Here is a 16,332-nt window from a genome sequence, read left to right as displayed (position 1 = left end):
TCAGGCTCCCAGCAGCCGGGTCATCGGCTGCCAGCGCAGGCTGCGCGCACCACCCATTTCCACAACAACCTTCAAACGCGGCTCACGCCGGCAAAGGTCGCAGAGGGACAGCAGTTCCGATCGAGACAGCACCTGCCCCTCGATCAGCCACAGAACGACCGGCTTGTTGCCAAGGAGAATCTCTCCAAGTTGCGGCATCACTTCCTGCACCTCTCCCACAGCCGCACCACGTCCGACACTTTGGTGACCCAGGTGGGGGGGACGCACACCATGCTTCTGCAACAGAAAGACCTCAGGATCTCCGAGACCACGCGCGGAGGTGATCTGAGTGCGGTATCCGGCGGCGCGCAGTCGCCTCAGCAGGCGCGTCTCAGCGCCGCCCTCGAGGGGAGCATGAACAGCCATGACACCGGCGGATTCCAGTTCACGGCGGAAACCCCGACCTGAAAGCAGCAGCGGCATGGAATCGGTCCAGTTGAAACGAGTCTGGCAGCTGATCAGGGATGAATGGAAGCCGGAGGGCGGTGATGTAGGTTCATTGTTTGCTCTGCCGATCTGTGCCCGTCCGCTAGCCGGGCCTCCAGTTCCGAGAGCAGGTCCGGCGTGTGCGCCGGATCTTCAGGCCAGCGCAACTCAGCGAGTTAAGTCGTTGCTGTTGCCGGGAAACTACCGACCTCTCCGGTTGATTAAGTCCCAGCCAGCTGATTCGTTCGCTAGCCCCAATCCGAATTGCCCAAACGAATTCCGTTGAAGCGTTCGGCCATGACTGCGTCATCTCAATCAGCGCCCTCCAGGCCACAGCTCAAGCAGCGTCAGGTTGCAACAGCTGGGGTTGTCCACGCTGGCGTTACTACCTCCCATGTCCATCGGCATCCTTGGGAAGAAACTGGGAATGTCCCAGTTCTTCGACGAGCAAGGCAAAGCCGTCCCGGTCACTCTGATCGAGGCGGGGCCTTGCCGGATCACCCAACTCAAGACCACTGAAACTGACGGCTATCAAGCCGTGCAGATCGGCTTTGGTGAAACACGCGAAAAGCTGATCAACAAGCCCGCCAAGGGTCACCTCGCCAAATCCGGCGAAGGGACACTCCGACACTTGCGCGAATATCGCGTCGACGACCTGAAGGGTCTCGAGCTGGGTGGCGCAATCACCGTGGGTGATTTCGAGACTGGCCAGAAAGTCGACGTCAGCGGCGACACGATGGGCCGTGGGTTTGCTGGTTATCAGAAGCGCCACGGCTTCAGCCGAGGGCCGATGACCCATGGCTCGAAGAACCACCGCGAGCCCGGTTCAACCGGTGCGGGCACCACACCCGGCCGGATCTACCCAGGCAAACGGATGGCTGGTCGCTACGGCGGCAAGAAAATCACCACGCGGGCGCTCACGATCCTCAAGGTGGACAGTGACCGAAACCTGCTCGTGATCAAGGGATCTGTTCCTGGAAAACCTGGATCGCTGCTGAACATCCGGCCCGCCAATCGTGTGGGTGCCAAGCCCGCCCAAGGAGGTAAGTGATGGCCAATTGTGTTGTACGTGACTGGCAAGGCAAGGAAACCGGCAAGGCTTCCATCGACCTGAAGGTGGCGAAAGAAACCACCGCAGTTGATCTGATGCACCGTGCGGTGCTGCGCCAGCAGGCCCACAGCCGTCAGGGAACTGCCAGCACCCTCACCCGTGCTGAGGTGCGTGGTGGCGGACGCAAGCCCTACAAGCAGAAAGGGACCGGTCGTGCCCGACAGGGATCGATCCGCACTCCCCTGCGTCCAGGCGGCGGCATTGTGTTTGGTCCCAAACCCCGCACCTACAACCTTGCGATGAATCGCAAGGAACGTCGTCTGGCCCTGCGCACCGCGCTGATGGCGCGCATCGACGACGTGATTGTGGTGAAGGACTTCGGAGCAGACCTCAAAGCCCCAAAAACCCGCGAGGTCGTCGACGCTCTTGGGCGCCTCGGAGTCGCTGCCGACGCGAAGGTTCTGATCGTTCTCACAGCCCCAAGCGAAGTTGTGCGGCGGTCGGTTCGCAATCTTGAGAAAGTGAAGCTGATCACGGCTGACCAGCTCAACGTCTTCGATTTGCTCCACGCCAATTCACTGGTGCTGGGCGAAGAGGCACTCGCAACCATTCAGGAGGTCTACGGAGATGACTGAGCGCTTCACAGGACGCCTCGCGGACGTGATCCGCAGGCCCCTGATCACTGAAAAAGCCACCCGAGCACTGGAACTGAACCAGTACACCTTCGAGGTGGATCCCAGAGCTGCCAAGCCCGACATCAAAGCCGCTGTTGAGCAGCTGTTCGATGTCAAGGTCACCGGCGTGAGCACCATGAATCCTCCCCGCCGAAGTCGTCGGGTCGGCAAATTTGCCGGCAAACGCTCTCAGGTGAAGAAGGCTGTGGTGCGCCTTGCTGAGGGCAACTCCATCCAACTCTTCCCTGAGTCCTGAGGAGTCTGAAACGTCATGGCAATCCGTACCTTCCGCCCCTACACACCCGGTACACGCACCCGGGTCGTCACCGACTTCAGTGAAGTCACCGGCCGCAAGCCGGAGCGTTCGCTTGTGGTGTCCAAGCACCGCCGCAAAGGACGCAACAACCGCGGTGTAATCACCTGTCGTCATCGTGGCGGTGGCCACAAGAGGCAGTACCGCATCGTCGATTTTCGTCGCAACAAACACGGTGTGCCAGCCAAGGTGGCCGCCATTCACTACGACCCGCATCGCAATGCGCGGCTGGCCCTCCTCTTCTACACCGATGGTGAGAAGCGCTACATCCTGGCCCCTGCCGGTGTCTCCATCGGTCAAACCGTGGTGTCGGGACCTGAATCTCCCATCGAGATCGGCAACGCCATGCCGCTCTCCGATATTCCCCTCGGTTCCAGCGTTCACTGCGTCGAGCTTTACGCAGGTCGCGGAGGACAAATGGTCCGAACTGCCGGAGCCAGCGCTCAGGTGATGGCCAAGGAGGGTGATTACGTCGCCCTGAAGCTGCCATCCACGGAAGTTCGACTGGTGCGCCGTGAGTGCTACGCCACCATCGGCGAAGTCGGCAACTCGGAGATTCGCAACACAAGCCTTGGCAAGGCAGGTCGCCGCCGCTGGCTCGGACGCCGGCCTCAGGTGCGAGGCAGTGTGATGAACCCCTGCGACCACCCTCATGGTGGTGGTGAAGGCAGAGCGCCGATCGGCCGTTCCGGTCCTGTCACCCCATGGGGCAAACCCGCTCTGGGCCTCAAGACCCGCAAGCGCAACAAGCCGAGTAACAAGTTCGTCCTCCGCAAGCGTCGTAAGACGTCCAAGCGGAGCCGTGGCGGACGCGACTCATGATGCTGCTCACCATTCCGTCGTTCGCTTAATCCGCCATGGGACGTTCACTTAAAAAAGGCCCCTTCATTGCCGACAGCCTGCTGCGCAAGGTTGAAAGGCAAAATGCCGCCGATGACAAGTCGGTGATCAAAACGTGGTCAAGGGCCTCCACGATTCTGCCGATGATGATCGGCCACACAATCGCGGTGCACAACGGCCGCACTCACGTGCCGGTCTTCGTGACCGAACAGATGGTGGGTCACAAGCTTGGCGAATTCGCCCCTACCCGCACCTTCAAAGGCCACATCAAAGACAAAAAAGGAGGCCGCTGAGTCCATGACAACGTCATCCCCAACGGCAACCACCGCCCAGGCACACGGTCGCTTCATCCGCGGTTCCGTGTCCAAGGTCCGGCGGGTTCTCGATCAGATCCGCGGTCGCAGCTATCGCGACGCGCTGATCATGCTCGAGTTCATGCCGTATCGCTCCACGGGTCCCATCACCAAGGTTCTGCGTTCAGCAGTGGCCAATGCCGAGCACAACCTCGGGCTTGACCCATCAACCCTGGTGATTTCCCAGGCCAGCGCTGACATGGGCCCCTCCATGAAGCGCTACCGACCCCGCGCCCAAGGTCGCGCCTTCGCGATCAAAAAGCAGACCTGCCACATCAGCATTGCTGTGGCAGCCCAGACCGACTCCTGACCCCCGAGCACCCCGACTGATGGGACACAAAATCCATCCAACCGGCTTACGCCTGGGGATCACCCAGGAGCACCGGTCACGCTGGTACGCCCCCAGCAAGAGTTATCCGAGCCTCCTCCAGGAGGACGACCGGATCCGCAAGTTCATCCACAAGAAATACGGCTCCGCCGGTATCAGCGACGTGCTGATTGCCCGCAAGGCCGATCAGCTTGAGGTCGAGCTCAAAACCGCACGCCCCGGCGTTTTGGTTGGACGCCAGGGCAGCGGCATTGAAGAGCTGCGCTCCGGCATCCAGAAAACCGTCGGCGATCTGAACCGCCAGGTTCGGATCAATGTGGTTGAAGTCGAGCGCGTCGACGCCGATGCTTTTCTGCTCGCCGAGTACATCGCTCAGCAACTTGAAAAGCGTGTGGCGTTCCGTCGCACCATCCGCATGGCGGTTCAGCGCGCTCAGCGAGCCGGCGTTCTGGGCCTGAAAATTCAGGTTTCAGGTCGCCTCAACGGTGCTGAAATCGCCCGCACCGAGTGGACGCGTGAAGGTCGTGTGCCGCTGCACACCCTTCGCGCTGACATCGACTACGCCACCAAGGTCGCCAGCACCACCTACGGGGTGCTCGGCATCAAGGTCTGGGTGTTCAAAGGCGAAGTGCTGGGTGATGAAGCCCAGCAACAGCTGCCTGTGGGGGCAACCCCGCGGCGTCGGGCCGGTCGCAGGCCCCAACAGTTCGAAGACCGCTCCAACGAGGGTTGAACAGGAGGCCTGAACCATGCTGAGTCCAAAACGCGTCAAATTCCGTAAGCAGCAACGCGGCCGCATGCGCGGTGTCGCCACCCGTGGCAACACCATCGCCTTCGGCCAGTTCGCACTGCAGGCACAGGAATGCGGCTGGATCACCTCGCGCCAGATCGAGGCCAGCCGTCGTGCCATGACCCGCTACGTCAAGCGTGGCGGAAAAATCTGGATCAGGATTTTCCCTGACAAGCCGGTCACCATGCGCGCTGCCGAAACCCGAATGGGTTCAGGTAAGGGCAACCCTGAATTCTGGGTTGCAGTGATCAAGCCGGGCAGGATCCTGTTCGAGATGGGTGGCGATGAAATCACCCCCGCAATCGCCAAGGAAGCCATGCGCCTCGCGCAGTACAAGCTGCCTGTGAAGACCAAGTTCATCACTCTCGATGAACAGGAGCAGACATCCGGTGCGCAAGCTCCGGGCACTGCTGCCGCCACCGTGGAGTCCTGACCATGGCCCGTTCCAACGTTTCAGAACTGCGTCAACTCTCTGACTCAGACATCAAAGAGCAAATCGTCGGTCTCCGTCGCGAACTGTTCGATCTGCGCTTCCAGCAAGCCACCAGGCAACTGGCCAACACCCACCGCTTCAAGCAGAGCCGCACAAAACTGGCTCAGCTGCTGACGGTGCAAAAGGAGCGACAAAGCTCCACCGCCTCCTGATCCTCCACTTCATACCCATGGCACTCAAGGAAAGGGTCGGTACCGTCGTCAGCGACAAGATGGACAAAACGGTGGTGGTTGCGGTGGAAAACCGCTTTCCCCATCCCATCTACAAGAAGACGGTCAGCCGCACCACCCGTTACAAAGCTCACGACGAGAACAACAGCGTTCGCGTCGGTGACCGTGTCCGCATCACCGAAACCAGGCCGCTCAGTCGTCACAAGCGCTGGGCCGTCTCAGAGGTGATCAGCCACAGCCCCAAGGCTGAGGAGGCCAACAAATGATTCAGCAGGAATCCTTCCTCACTGTTGCTGACAACAGCGGAGCCAAACGCATCCAGTGCATCCGTGTCCTGGGAAGCAATCGTCGTTACGCCCACGTGGGCGACGTGATCGTTGCGGCCGTTAAGGACGCCATGCCCAACATGGGCGTGAAAAAGTCTGATGTGGTGAAAGCCGTTGTGGTCCGCACAAAAGCGACTCTGCGTCGTGACACCGGCAACTCCATCCGATTTGACGACAACGCCGCAGTCATCATCAACGATGACAAAAATCCCAAGGGCACTCGTGTCTTTGGACCAGTGGCTCGCGAACTGCGCGACCGGAATTTCACCAAAATCGTCTCCCTCGCTCCGGAGGTGATCTGAGATGGCAACTGCAACTCCGAAATCAGGCGCATCACAACGCATCAAGATGCGTCTCCGCAAAGGCGACACCGTTCAGGTGATCACCGGTAAGGACAAGGGCAAGACCGGAGAGGTCCTGCGCACTTTGCCCAATGAAAATCGCGTGATTGTGGAGGGCGTGAACATGCGCACCCGCCACGTCAAACCCACTCAGGAGGGTGAAAGCGGTCGGATCGTCACTGAAGAGGCTTCACTGCATGCCTCCAACGTGATGATCTTTTCCAAAGACAAGAAGGTAACCAGCCGAGTCGAGCTGATCACCGAGAAGGACGGCAGCAAAAAGCGCCGCCTCAAGAAAACCGGCGAGGTGATCGACTGATCACCCCGATCCGCCTTCTGACCAAGCCCAGAAGTCCCATTCCCCAGCCATGTCACTGAAACAGCGCTACAGGGAGACTATTCAGCCCAAATTGCTGAAAGATCTCAGTCTCTCCAACGTCCATGAAGTCCCGAAGGTGGTCAAGGTCACCGTGAACCGCGGACTTGGCGAAGCTGCAGCGAATGCCAAGGCCCTCGAGGCCTCGGTCAACGAACTTGCACAGATCACCGGCCAGAAAGTGGTGGTGACCCGAGCCAAGAAAGCCATCGCGAGCTTCAAGATCCGCGAAGGCATGCCGATCGGCTGTGCCGTGACATTGCGCGGTGATCGCATGTACGCCTTTCTAGAGCGACTGATCAACCTGGCACTGCCCCGCATCCGTGACTTCCGTGGCGTCAGCCCGAAAAGCTTTGACGGACGTGGCAATTACACCCTGGGGGTCAGGGAGCAGATCATTTTTCCTGAAATCTCCTTCGACAAGATCGACGCCATCAGGGGCATGGACATCACCATCGTGACCACTGCCCGTTCGGATGAAGAGGGCCGGTCCCTCCTCCGCGAGATGGGAATGCCATTCCGCAGCAACTGAGCCCTCCTCGGAAACCACTATGGCCAATCACGACCCTATTTCCGACATGCTCACCCGCATTCGCAATGCGAGTGAGAAACGTCACCAGAGCACAAAAGTACCTGCTTCCCGCATGTCTCGCAGTATCGCCAAGGTGCTGCAGCAGGAAGGCTTTATCGCCGAGATCAGCGAGGAAGGCGAGGGAGTTCACACCAACCTGGTGCTCGAACTCAAGTACAGCGGCAAAAACCGCCAACCCACGATCCGCTCCATGCAGCGTGTGAGTAAACCCGGTCTGCGCATCTACAAGAACACTCGCAGCCTCCCCAAGGTCCTCGGCGGACTGGGAGTGGCCATCATCTCCACCTCAAAAGGTGTGATGAGCGACCGCGATGCCCGAAAGCAGGGCGTCGGCGGTGAAGTGCTCTGCTACGTCCTTTGATCTGGAGCATAACCATGTCACGTATCGGTAAATCCCCTATTCCCATCCCTGAGAAGGTGACCGTCAGCCTCAACGGTCTTGCTGTCACCGTGAAGGGACCGAAGGGAGAACTCAAACGCACATTGCCTGAAGGCGTGAGCATCGATCAGGTGGAGAACACCATCGTGGTGTCTCCCACCAACAGCAAGCGCACCTCCCGTGAGCGCCACGGACTCTGCCGTGCTCTGGTCAACAACATGATCGTGGGTGTCGAGAGCGGTTTCAGTAAAAGCCTGGAAATCATCGGTGTTGGCTCCAGGGCTCAGGTGAAAGGCACCACGCTCGTGGTCAGTGCCGGCTACAGCCATCCGGTCGAGGTCGCAGCCCCGGCAGGCATCACCTTCAAAGTCGAGAACAACACCAAGGTGATTGTTTCCGGAATCGACAAGGAATTGGTCGGCAATGAAGCCGCCAAAATCCGCGCCATCCGTCCGCCCGAGCCTTACAAGGGCAAAGGGATCCGGTACGAGGGCGAATGGATCCTCCGCAAGGCAGGCAAGTCGGGCAAAAAGTAATCCACTGCTAGACGCTTTTCCTCTCTACCCACCATGTCGACCCTTTCCCGTAAACAACAGACCCAGAAGCGTCATCGACGCCTGCGTCGTCACCTCAGCGGCACAGCCGGCAAACCCCGCCTGGCCGTGTTCCGCTCCAACAGCCACATCTACGCCCAGGTCATTGACGATGACGCCCAGAGCACGCTCTGCTCTGCGTCGACCATTGACAAGGACCTGCGCACTAGCCTCAAAGCCAACGGCAACAACTGCAATGCTTCGGTAGCCGTCGGCGAACTGGTGGCCAAGCGCGCCCTTGCCAAAGGCATCCAACAGGTGGTCTTCGATCGCGGCGGCAACCTGTATCACGGCCGGGTTAAAGCCCTTGCCGACGCCGCCCGGGAAGCGGGCCTTCAGTTCTGATCCTGCTCTCAACATGACCGATTCCAACCCTCAGACCACTCCCAACGACGTGCCCTCGGCGGCCGATGTTCCCGCGGCAGCTGAAGGCCAGCAGCAGGAACAGCGCCGCGGAGGAGGTCGCGATCGCGGTGACCGCAGAGGCGGACGCCGTGGTGATCGACGCAATCAAGAGCGTGACTCCGAATGGCAGGAGCGGGTTGTCCAGATCCGCCGCGTGTCCAAGACCGTCAAAGGCGGCAAGAAAATGAGCTTCAGGGCCATTGTTGTCGTCGGAAACGAGCGCGGTCAGGTCGGCGTCGGTGTCGGCAAGGCCGGCGACGTGATCGGTGCCGTGCGCAAGGGTGTTGCCGACGGCAAGAAGCATCTCGTCAAAGTGCCTCTGACACGTCACAACTCCATTCCAACCTTGTCCAACGGTCGGGATGGAGCGGCCAGCGTGTTGATTCGCCCCGCAGCTCCGGGTACCGGAGTCATCGCAGGCGGTTCGATTCGTACAGTTCTCGAGCTAGCCGGCATTAAAAACGTGCTGGCCAAACGACTGGGCAGCAAGACTCCTCTCAACAACGCCCGCGCCGCCATGGTGGCGCTCGAAAGTCTCCGCACACACAAGGAGACCGCCAAGGAACGGGGGATCTCCCTCGAGCAGATCTATTCCTGATTCCCCATGACTCTCCGACTTGATTCCCTTAAGCCCAACAAGGGCGCCCGCCGCCGCAAACTGCGCAAGGGCCGCGGTATCGCCGCTGGTCAGGGTGCGAGCTGTGGCTTCGGCATGCGTGGCCAGAAATCCCGTTCCGGCCGGCCGACCCGCCCTGGTTTTGAAGGTGGTCAGATGCCCCTTTACAGGCGAGTGCCCAAACTGAAGCACTTCACATTGGTGAATCCCAAACATTTCACCGTCGTGAATGTTTCAGCGCTCAATGATCTCAAGGCCGGCAGCACAGTCAACCTCGACTCTCTGGTCAAGGATGGTGTTGTCACCAGCCCCAAGCACCCTCTGAAAATCCTCGGTAACGGGGAACTCAAGGCCAAGCTCACGGTTCAGGCTTCTGCTTTCACGGCCTCAGCGCGAACCAAAATCGAAGCAGCCGGTGGCACCTGCGAACTGCTGGACTGAGATCCATCGGATCGACCTCCACGGATCTAACGTCTGAGCCGTCCGCCGGATCGTCATCCGCGGACGGCTTTGCTGCATCAAGCTCAATCATCCAATCTCTGTTCCATGCTCGTCAGTCGGGGACGTAATCCCAGCGCCAGTGAAGTCATCACCCAGCTGGTTCAGAACCCTGAGCTGAGAGGCCGGGTCCTGACAACTCTGGGGCTGTTGATGTTGGTGCGCCTCGGCATCTACATCCCGATGCCCGGCATTGACCGTGTCGCCTTCGAACAGTTCATCCAACAGGGTGGACAGTTGATTGGTTTCCTCGACATCTTCACCGGTGGGGGCATCTCCACCCTTGGCATCTTCGCCCTGGGGATCCTGCCGTTCATCAATGCCTCGATCATCCTTCAACTGCTCACAGCATCTCTTCCACAACTGGAGGATCTGCAGAAAAATGAGGGAGAAGCGGGCCGTCGCAAACTTGCACAGATCACGCGTTACGTCGCCCTGGGCTGGGGGCTGATTCAAAGCGTGGTCTTCGCCATGATTCTGCGCCCCTATGCAGTGGAGGGGCTACCCGTAGGTGTCTTCGTGGTGCAGACGGCACTGGCACTGGTCACCGGATCGATGATCGTGATGTGGCTCAGCGAAGTGATCACGGAACGAGGCATCGGCCAGGGAGCTTCACTTGTGATCTTCCTGAACATTGTGGCCACCCTTCCTCAGGCTCTCGGCTCCACCATCGAGAAAGCCCAGACGGGCGATCGCAATGATGTGTTTGGAATCGTGATCCTGGTTCTGGTGTTCCTGGTCACGATCGTGGGAATCATCTTTGTTCAGGAGGGACAGCGACGGCTTCCGATCGTGAGCGCGAAGCGTCAGGTGGGAGGAGGAGCCGTCCTGCCCAATCGCCAGAGCTACCTGCCCCTGAAACTCAACGCCGGTGGCGTGATGCCGATCATTTTCGCCTCGGCCCTGATTTTTCTGCCGATCACAATTGCCAACTTCAGCCAGAACCCTTTTCTGATCCGAGCAGCCACCGCCCTGAATCCAGGCAGCTCAAATCCATGGCCTTATGCCCTGGTGTTCTTCTCCTTGATTCTCGGTTTCTCTTATTTCTACGCGTCTCTGACCTTCAACCCGGTGGATGTCGCCAGCAATCTCAAACGTGGAGGCGTGGCAATCCCAGGAGTCAGGCCTGGAACAGCAACGGCCAACTACCTGGAAGGTGTGAAAAACAGACTCACACTGCTTGGCGGACTCTTCCTCGGAGCAGTCGCCATCATTCCCTCCGCCGTGGAACGCGCAACCAACGTGCAGACATTCCAGGGACTTGGCGCCACCTCGCTGCTGATCCTGGTGGGTGTTGCCATTGACACTGCCAAGCAGGTCCAGACCTACGTGATCTCACAGCGCTACGAGGGAATGGTGCGCCAGTAACAAGGCAAGGTTCGGGGATTTGCCCCGAAACAACACAACCGCTGTGGATCCTCCACAACTGTTGATTCCGTCCATTCGAATCACCCAGAATCGCCATGAAACAACGTCTTCTGTTCGTGGGCCCGCCCGGTGCCGGGAAGGGCACACAAGCAGCTCGCCTTTGTCAAAAGCACGGACTTCGGCACCTGTCCACCGGGGATCTGCTCAGAGCTGAAGTGGCCGCAGGCAGCGACCTCGGCAAGGAAGCGGAGGCCGTGATGAACCGGGGCGAACTGGTGACGGACAACCTGGTGCTGGCCATCGTCAAGGCACAGCTGTCTGCTCTCAACGGGCAGGGCTGGCTGATGGATGGCTTTCCGCGCAACGTGGCTCAGGCTGAGGCTCTGGCACCGCTCCTCCAGGAACTGGATCAGGCGATCGAAAGCGTCGTGTTGCTTGAGCTGGATGATTCGGTTCTGATCGAGAGACTGCTCGGCCGCGGTCGTGCAGACGACAACGAGGAGGTGATTCGCAACCGTCTTGAGGTTTATAAGCAGCAGACAGCTCCTCTGATTGAGCACTACAGCAATCAGAAGCTGCTGGTCAGAGTGCAGGCCAACGGCAGTGTAGAAGCCATTGCTGAACGAATCGAAAGCGTTGTTGCTTGACCCGCTGTGATACGGTAGCTGTTTGCAACAATGGAGAGCTTCGCCCCATGAAGGTGCGTTCCTCAGTTAAAAAAATCAGCCCTGACGATCAAATCGTCAAGCGCAGAGGTCGCATCTACGTGATCAACAAGAAGCGTCCTCGCAACAAGCAACGCCAGGGCTGAGGCCTCGGTCTGCAGCCTCAAGGCAGAGTTGGGCTCCTGCCACCCTGAATTGAAGACTTCCCAGGCAAAGGAAGTCGTTGTCCACCTCGATTAATTGCTCAGTGGCACGGATTGCTGGTGTCGACATTCCCCGCGACAAGCGGATCGAAGTCGCCCTCACCTACATCTATGGAATTGGCCCTACTCGGGCTCGAACCATCCTCTCAAAGACAGGTGTCAACCCTGACACCAGAGTCAAGGATCTTGAGGACGGCGATGTGCAGAAACTGCGCGGTGCCACAGAGACGTACACGATCGAGGGCGACTTGCGCAGGCAGGAGGGGATGGCCCTCAAGCGCCTCCAGGACATCGGCTGCGTTCGTGGTCGTCGCCATCGCATGAGCCTGCCGGTGCGCGGGCAACGAACCCGCACCAATGCGCGAACCCGTCGCGGAGCTCGCAAGACCGTTGCCGGCAAGAAGAAGTAAGCCTCTTCGGCCAACCGGATCCTTCAGTTCCTTAAGCCCTCTCCATCTCCAGGCCCATGGCCAAAACAGTCAAGAAAACCGGCCCCAAGAAGGCCAAGCGCAACGTCCCCAACGGAGTTGCCCATATCCAGAGCACCTTCAACAACACGATCGTCTCGATCACAGACACCACTGGAGAAGTCATCTCCTGGTGCTCAGCAGGTGCCAGTGGCTTCAAGGGTGCTCGCAAAGGCACTCCTTTTGCAGCGCAGACAGCTGCCGAAGCGGCCGCCCGCAGAGCTCTTGAGCAGGGCATGCGCCAGATAGAGGTGCTTGTGCGAGGTCCCGGCTCAGGCCGTGAAACCGCGATTCGGGCGTTACAGGTCGCCGGCCTGGAAATCACCTTGATCCGCGACGTCACTCCCCTGCCGCACAACGGCTGTCGCCGTGCAAAGCGTCGGCGCGTCTGAGCCAACGCGTCCCCGTTCAGGTCCCTCTCTCCCCCGCCTCAGACCGTGTTGCAATACCAGATCGACCGTATCGAGCATCAGATCGCCGACGATCGCTCCCAAACCGGTGTGTTTCTCATCGGCCCCCTTGAGCGGGGCCAGGCCACAACCCTGGGCAATTCCCTGCGTCGTGTCCTCATGGGCAACCTCGAAGGCACCGCTGTTACAGCTGTCCGCATTGCCGGTGTCAATCACGAATACGCGACCATCCCCGGAGTGCGGGAGGACGTACTCGACATTCTGCTGAACTGCAAACAGATCACTGTCAATAGCCGCACCAACGAGCTGGAGATCGGCCGTCTGGTGATAGCCGGGCCAGCAACGGTGAAAGCACGCGATCTGCAGTTTTCATCCCAGGTCCAGGTGGTGGATGGTGAACGCGTGATCGCCACGGTGAGCGACGGCTACAGCCTCGAGCTCGAGGTTCATGTGGAACGCGGCGTGGGCTACCGCCCCGTGGACCGTCACAACGAGGACACCAGTGCAATCGATCTCCTCCAGATCGATTCCGTGTTCATGCCTGTGCACCGGGTGAATTTCACCATTGATGAGACTGCAGTGGCTGAGGGGGGTTCCGCTCGAGAGCGGCTGCGCATGGAGGTGGTCACCGACGGGTCGATCACACCTGACGATGCCATTGCTCAGTCGGCCAATCAGCTGATCGAACTCTTCCAACCGCTCGCCACTGTCACCATGGTGGAAGAGGTTCAGGTGGAGCCTGAGCCCACAGCCGAAGCGCAGATTCCTCTTGAGGAATTGAATCTGTCTGTTCGTGCCTATAACTGCCTGAAACGCGCTCAGGTCAATTCCGTTTCCGATCTCATGGGCTTCAGTTACGAAGACCTGCTGGAGATCAAGAACTTCGGTTCCAAATCGGCTGATGAGGTGATTGAAGCGCTTGAAAAGATCGGCATCCAGATCCCCCAGAGCCGCACCAGCGTCTGACCCTTAACCGCCCATTACCGCAGCCCCCTCAGAACCATGCGTCACCAATGCCGAGTCCCAAAGCTGGGACGTCCCGCCGACCAACGCAAAGCCATGCTTCGCGGTCTCACAACACAGCTGATCCGCGAAGGTCGTGTGACCACCACCAAAGCCCGTGCCAAAGCCCTGCGTGACGAAACCGAACGGATGATCACTTTGGCCAAGGAGGGCAGCCTTGCCTCCCGGCGCAGGGTGCTGGGATACGTCTACGACAAGCAGCTCGTGCATGCCCTGTTCGAAAAAGCTTCCGATCGTTACAGCGATCGAAAAGGGGGCTACACCCGCATCACCCGCACCGTTCGCCGCCGCGGGGACAATGCAGAGATGGCCATCATCGAACTGGTCTGAAGTCCGGCGTCAGCATCACGGAAATCACAAATCCAAAACCTTCGGCTGACACTGCCGGCATCCGTCTCAGACGGATCGCTCTCAGTCTCCAGTACGAGGGTTCTCCATTTTGTGGATGGCAACGTCAGCCGCATGGCATCAGTGTGCAATCGGTTCTGGACGAAGCCATTTCAGCGCTCGATCCACATCGGCCGATACAGACGGTGGCTGCAGGGCGAACTGATGCAGGCGTGCATGCCTCTGGCCAGGTGGTTCATTTCGATTGCCGCGGCCCCATTCCAGCCAGACGCTGGGCACCTGCTCTCAATGGGCGTTTGCCCTCCTCGATACGGGTGCGAGAAGCCGTGGAGCGTCCGCTTGGATGGCATGCCTGCTACTCCGCCAGCTACCGGCGCTATCGCTACACCCTGTACAACGGACGAAGGCCGAACCTGTTTCTCGCGCCCTGGAGCTGGCACCGCTACCAGAGTCGACTGGATGAACAGGCCATGGAACAGGCGCTTCATGGCCTGCTGGGAAGTCACGACTTTGCAGCATTCCAACGCGCGGGAAGCCGACGGTCCCATTCGCGCACAACGATCCAGGATGTGTCACTGCAGCGGCGAGGAGACCTGATTCACTTCGAGATTCAGGCCAGCGGATTTCTCTATGGAATGGTGCGTCTGCTCACTGGCCAGCTCGTGGCGGTTGGAGAGCATCGACTGACCCCGGAGCACTTTGAACGCCGCTGGAAAGAACGTCGCCGCAGTGAAGTGAAGGATGGGGCACCGGCACAGGGCCTGTGCCTGCTGCGCGCCGGTTATTCCGAAACGATCTTCAGCAAGGGCGGCTGGTACGATTGTCAACCGACGTTTTTTCTGGCTACGGAAGATCCGCCCCCGGATCCTCCGGAATGGCCATTTAGTGCCTGAACGGTCGTCTTCACTCAACTGACTCGATCAGAGAAGTAGACCTCCGACAGGTAGAGTCGTTTTTTGAGCGTTGTAAAGCACGTCACGGCGTCGCTCACGCTCCCTGCCCAGCTTCGTCGCTCGCGACGGGGCATAACCGAACCGGCATGCCGGCGCGATGAACAAGACCTCCGTCCCCTCCATCGATTCAATCGACCGCCAGTGGTACCTGGTGGACGCTGAGAATCAAACCCTTGGCCGCCTGGCGACCGAGGTGGCTTCCGTGCTCCGCGGCAAAAACAAAGCCACTTACACCCCGCATCTCGACACAGGCGATTTCGTCGTTGTCGTCAATGCCGACAAGGTGAAAGTGAGTGGCAGCAAGCCACAACAGAAGCTGTATCGAAGACATTCAGGACGTCCTGGTGGGATGAAGGTGGAGACCTTTGCTCATCTCCAGGAGCGTCTCCCTGAGCGAATCGTGGAAAAAGCCATCAAGGGCATGCTTCCCCATAACGCTTTGGGTCGCCAGATGTACCGCAAACTGAAGGTCTACAAGGGTGCTGAGCATCCGCATTCAGCCCAGCAGCCCCAGCCTCTGCAGCTCGATCCCGCCGCTTCTGCCAAATGAGCACCTCCAACTCTGTCGTCTATTGGGGCACCGGTCGTCGTAAGACCTCAGTGGCCCGCGTTCGCCTGATCCCCGGCAACGGCACAATCACAATCAATGGCCGTCCTGGAGATAACTATCTCAACTACAACCCCGCTTACATCGCCGCTGTCAAGGCCCCTTTGCAGACCCTTGGCCTGACTGCTGAATACGACGTACTCGTCAACGTCAGAGGTGGTGGCTTGACGGGACAGGCCGATGCCATCAAGCAGGGCGCCGCCAGGGCTCTTTGCGAACTCTCCTCCGACAATCGCAAGCCTCTGAAAACCGAAGGCCACCTCAGCCGGGATCCCAGAGCGAAGGAACGTCGCAAGTACGGCCTCAAGAAAGCCCGCAAAGCTCCCCAGTTCTCCAAGCGCTGATCTCCGTTATGCCCAAGCCCGACATTCATCCCACCTGGTACCCGGACGCCAAGGTGATCTGCAACGGAGAAGTGGTCATGACCACTGGCTCCACCCAGCCCGAAATCCATGTGGACGTCTGGAGCGGGAACCATCCGTTCTTCACCGGCACCCAGAAGATTCTTGACACCGAAGGACGTGTGGATCGCTTCATGCGCAAATACGGTATGGGCAGCACCGCCAGTGTCAACGACGACAAGGAAGCCCCTGCCAAGGACGAGGCCTAGGCTGAAGTCTGATGCGCACAGCAATCGACGCCAAAGCGATCGATCGCCATAATTGACATCCCCGAATGCAGACAG

Annotated in this window: 30 protein-coding genes; 29 read left to right on the top strand and 1 reads right to left on the bottom strand. The window is 59.4% G+C overall.

Annotated elements, in window-relative coordinates:
* Nucleotides 1-462, bottom strand: a complete 462-nt coding sequence (locus SIB73_RS15025) for an NAD(P)H-quinone oxidoreductase subunit N (protein WP_413403875.1) — start codon at nucleotides 460-462, stop codon at nucleotides 1-3.
* 397 nt (nucleotides 463-859) lie between these two features.
* Here SIB73_RS15025 and rplC point away from each other — a divergent pair, with 397 nt between their 5' ends.
* From rplC to rpmE, 29 genes are all read left to right on the top strand, one after another.
* Complete coding sequence (gene rplC, locus SIB73_RS15020; RefSeq protein WP_413403877.1) at nucleotides 860-1,516, top strand: 50S ribosomal protein L3; 657 nt, start codon at nucleotides 860-862, stop codon at nucleotides 1,514-1,516.
* The gene (gene rplD, locus SIB73_RS15015; protein ID WP_413403879.1) at nucleotides 1,516-2,151 is read left to right on the top strand and encodes a 50S ribosomal protein L4; all 636 of its coding nucleotides are present in this window, start codon (nucleotides 1,516-1,518) and stop codon (nucleotides 2,149-2,151) included. Before rplC ends, rplD begins: the two co-directional genes overlap by 1 nt.
* On the top strand, nucleotides 2,144-2,446 hold the full coding sequence (locus tag SIB73_RS15010; RefSeq protein WP_413403880.1) for a 50S ribosomal protein L23: 303 nt from the start codon (nucleotides 2,144-2,146) through the stop codon (nucleotides 2,444-2,446). The genes rplD and SIB73_RS15010 overlap by 8 nt, the downstream gene beginning before the upstream one ends.
* Before the next feature lie 15 nt (nucleotides 2,447-2,461).
* Nucleotides 2,462-3,325 (top strand): 50S ribosomal protein L2, encoded by an 864-nt coding sequence (gene rplB / locus SIB73_RS15005; protein WP_066904446.1) that lies wholly within the window; start codon nucleotides 2,462-2,464, stop codon nucleotides 3,323-3,325.
* Between the two features lie 35 nt (nucleotides 3,326-3,360).
* Nucleotides 3,361-3,636 (top strand): 30S ribosomal protein S19, encoded by a 276-nt coding sequence (gene rpsS, locus SIB73_RS15000; protein WP_413403882.1) that lies wholly within the window; start codon nucleotides 3,361-3,363, stop codon nucleotides 3,634-3,636.
* A 4-nt stretch (nucleotides 3,637-3,640) separates the two neighbouring features.
* Nucleotides 3,641-4,006 carry a 50S ribosomal protein L22 gene (gene rplV, locus SIB73_RS14995; protein ID WP_066904449.1) on the top strand — a complete coding sequence of 122 codons (366 nt, stop codon included), beginning with the start codon at nucleotides 3,641-3,643 and terminating at the stop codon, nucleotides 4,004-4,006.
* Nucleotides 4,007-4,025: 19 nt separating this feature from the next.
* Nucleotides 4,026-4,757 carry a 30S ribosomal protein S3 gene (rpsC, locus tag SIB73_RS14990; RefSeq protein WP_066904453.1) on the top strand — a complete coding sequence of 244 codons (732 nt, stop codon included), beginning with the start codon at nucleotides 4,026-4,028 and terminating at the stop codon, nucleotides 4,755-4,757.
* Between the two features lie 16 nt (nucleotides 4,758-4,773).
* Nucleotides 4,774-5,247, top strand: coding sequence for a 50S ribosomal protein L16 (gene rplP, locus SIB73_RS14985; RefSeq protein WP_413403884.1), 474 nt, complete (start codon nucleotides 4,774-4,776; stop codon nucleotides 5,245-5,247).
* 2 nt (nucleotides 5,248-5,249) lie between these two features.
* Nucleotides 5,250-5,459: a 50S ribosomal protein L29 gene (rpmC, locus tag SIB73_RS14980; protein ID WP_413403886.1), complete on the top strand. Its 210-nt coding sequence runs from the start codon at nucleotides 5,250-5,252 to the stop codon at nucleotides 5,457-5,459.
* 17 nt (nucleotides 5,460-5,476) lie between these two features.
* Nucleotides 5,477-5,743: a 30S ribosomal protein S17 gene (gene rpsQ, locus SIB73_RS14975; RefSeq protein ID WP_413403888.1), complete on the top strand. Its 267-nt coding sequence runs from the start codon at nucleotides 5,477-5,479 to the stop codon at nucleotides 5,741-5,743.
* Nucleotides 5,740-6,105: a 50S ribosomal protein L14 gene (gene rplN / locus SIB73_RS14970; protein ID WP_186491755.1), complete on the top strand. Its 366-nt coding sequence runs from the start codon at nucleotides 5,740-5,742 to the stop codon at nucleotides 6,103-6,105. Before rpsQ ends, rplN begins: the two co-directional genes overlap by 4 nt.
* Before the next feature lies 1 nt (nucleotide 6,106).
* Nucleotides 6,107-6,463 carry a 50S ribosomal protein L24 gene (gene rplX / locus SIB73_RS14965; RefSeq protein ID WP_413403890.1) on the top strand — a complete coding sequence of 119 codons (357 nt, stop codon included), beginning with the start codon at nucleotides 6,107-6,109 and terminating at the stop codon, nucleotides 6,461-6,463.
* Between the two features lie 49 nt (nucleotides 6,464-6,512).
* A complete protein-coding gene (rplE, locus tag SIB73_RS14960; RefSeq protein WP_066904473.1) occupies nucleotides 6,513-7,052 on the top strand; it encodes a 50S ribosomal protein L5 in 540 nt (179 codons plus the stop codon).
* Between the two features lie 19 nt (nucleotides 7,053-7,071).
* Complete coding sequence (gene rpsH / locus SIB73_RS14955) at nucleotides 7,072-7,473, top strand: 30S ribosomal protein S8 (protein ID WP_413403892.1); 402 nt, start codon at nucleotides 7,072-7,074, stop codon at nucleotides 7,471-7,473.
* Nucleotides 7,474-7,487: 14 nt separating this feature from the next.
* Nucleotides 7,488-8,027 carry a 50S ribosomal protein L6 gene (rplF, locus tag SIB73_RS14950; protein ID WP_413403894.1) on the top strand — a complete coding sequence of 180 codons (540 nt, stop codon included), beginning with the start codon at nucleotides 7,488-7,490 and terminating at the stop codon, nucleotides 8,025-8,027.
* Nucleotides 8,028-8,060: 33 nt separating this feature from the next.
* Nucleotides 8,061-8,429, top strand: a complete 369-nt coding sequence (gene rplR, locus SIB73_RS14945) for a 50S ribosomal protein L18 (RefSeq protein ID WP_413403896.1) — start codon at nucleotides 8,061-8,063, stop codon at nucleotides 8,427-8,429.
* Between the two features lie 13 nt (nucleotides 8,430-8,442).
* Nucleotides 8,443-9,087: a 30S ribosomal protein S5 gene (rpsE, locus tag SIB73_RS14940; RefSeq protein ID WP_413403898.1), complete on the top strand. Its 645-nt coding sequence runs from the start codon at nucleotides 8,443-8,445 to the stop codon at nucleotides 9,085-9,087.
* Nucleotides 9,088-9,093: 6 nt separating this feature from the next.
* Nucleotides 9,094-9,546: a 50S ribosomal protein L15 gene (rplO, locus tag SIB73_RS14935; protein WP_413403900.1), complete on the top strand. Its 453-nt coding sequence runs from the start codon at nucleotides 9,094-9,096 to the stop codon at nucleotides 9,544-9,546.
* Between the two features lie 105 nt (nucleotides 9,547-9,651).
* A complete protein-coding gene (gene secY, locus SIB73_RS14930) occupies nucleotides 9,652-10,971 on the top strand; it encodes a preprotein translocase subunit SecY (RefSeq protein WP_413403902.1) in 1,320 nt (439 codons plus the stop codon).
* Nucleotides 10,972-11,066: 95 nt separating this feature from the next.
* The gene (locus tag SIB73_RS14925; protein ID WP_413403904.1) at nucleotides 11,067-11,618 is read left to right on the top strand and encodes an adenylate kinase; all 552 of its coding nucleotides are present in this window, start codon (nucleotides 11,067-11,069) and stop codon (nucleotides 11,616-11,618) included.
* Between the two features lie 47 nt (nucleotides 11,619-11,665).
* A complete protein-coding gene (gene rpmJ / locus SIB73_RS14920) occupies nucleotides 11,666-11,782 on the top strand; it encodes a 50S ribosomal protein L36 (RefSeq protein WP_066904998.1) in 117 nt (38 codons plus the stop codon).
* Between the two features lie 101 nt (nucleotides 11,783-11,883).
* Nucleotides 11,884-12,249 carry a 30S ribosomal protein S13 gene (rpsM, locus tag SIB73_RS14915; protein WP_413406101.1) on the top strand — a complete coding sequence of 122 codons (366 nt, stop codon included), beginning with the start codon at nucleotides 11,884-11,886 and terminating at the stop codon, nucleotides 12,247-12,249.
* Between the two features lie 56 nt (nucleotides 12,250-12,305).
* Nucleotides 12,306-12,698, top strand: coding sequence for a 30S ribosomal protein S11 (gene rpsK, locus SIB73_RS14910; RefSeq protein ID WP_413403906.1), 393 nt, complete (start codon nucleotides 12,306-12,308; stop codon nucleotides 12,696-12,698).
* Nucleotides 12,699-12,743: 45 nt separating this feature from the next.
* Complete coding sequence (locus SIB73_RS14905) at nucleotides 12,744-13,682, top strand: DNA-directed RNA polymerase subunit alpha (RefSeq protein WP_413403907.1); 939 nt, start codon at nucleotides 12,744-12,746, stop codon at nucleotides 13,680-13,682.
* 36 nt (nucleotides 13,683-13,718) lie between these two features.
* The gene (gene rplQ, locus SIB73_RS14900) at nucleotides 13,719-14,069 is read left to right on the top strand and encodes a 50S ribosomal protein L17 (protein ID WP_413403909.1); all 351 of its coding nucleotides are present in this window, start codon (nucleotides 13,719-13,721) and stop codon (nucleotides 14,067-14,069) included.
* A 23-nt stretch (nucleotides 14,070-14,092) separates the two neighbouring features.
* Nucleotides 14,093-14,980, top strand: a complete 888-nt coding sequence (truA, locus tag SIB73_RS14895) for a tRNA pseudouridine(38-40) synthase TruA (RefSeq protein WP_413406103.1) — start codon at nucleotides 14,093-14,095, stop codon at nucleotides 14,978-14,980.
* Between the two features lie 157 nt (nucleotides 14,981-15,137).
* Nucleotides 15,138-15,590: a 50S ribosomal protein L13 gene (gene rplM / locus SIB73_RS14890; RefSeq protein ID WP_413403911.1), complete on the top strand. Its 453-nt coding sequence runs from the start codon at nucleotides 15,138-15,140 to the stop codon at nucleotides 15,588-15,590.
* Nucleotides 15,587-15,991 (top strand): 30S ribosomal protein S9, encoded by a 405-nt coding sequence (gene rpsI / locus SIB73_RS14885; protein ID WP_413403913.1) that lies wholly within the window; start codon nucleotides 15,587-15,589, stop codon nucleotides 15,989-15,991. Before rplM ends, rpsI begins: the two co-directional genes overlap by 4 nt.
* Nucleotides 15,992-15,999: 8 nt before the next feature.
* On the top strand, nucleotides 16,000-16,257 hold the full coding sequence (rpmE, locus tag SIB73_RS14880) for a 50S ribosomal protein L31 (protein ID WP_413403915.1): 258 nt from the start codon (nucleotides 16,000-16,002) through the stop codon (nucleotides 16,255-16,257).
* The last annotated feature ends 75 nt before the right edge of the window (nucleotides 16,258-16,332 follow it).

This window comes from Synechococcus sp. MIT S9509 (assembly GCF_047303035.1).
In the GTDB taxonomy this organism is placed as follows: Bacteria; Cyanobacteriota; Cyanobacteriia; order PCC-6307; family Cyanobiaceae; genus Synechococcus_C.
Note: the sequence above shows the minus strand (reverse complement) of the source record. Positions and strands in the feature narration are given on the sequence as shown.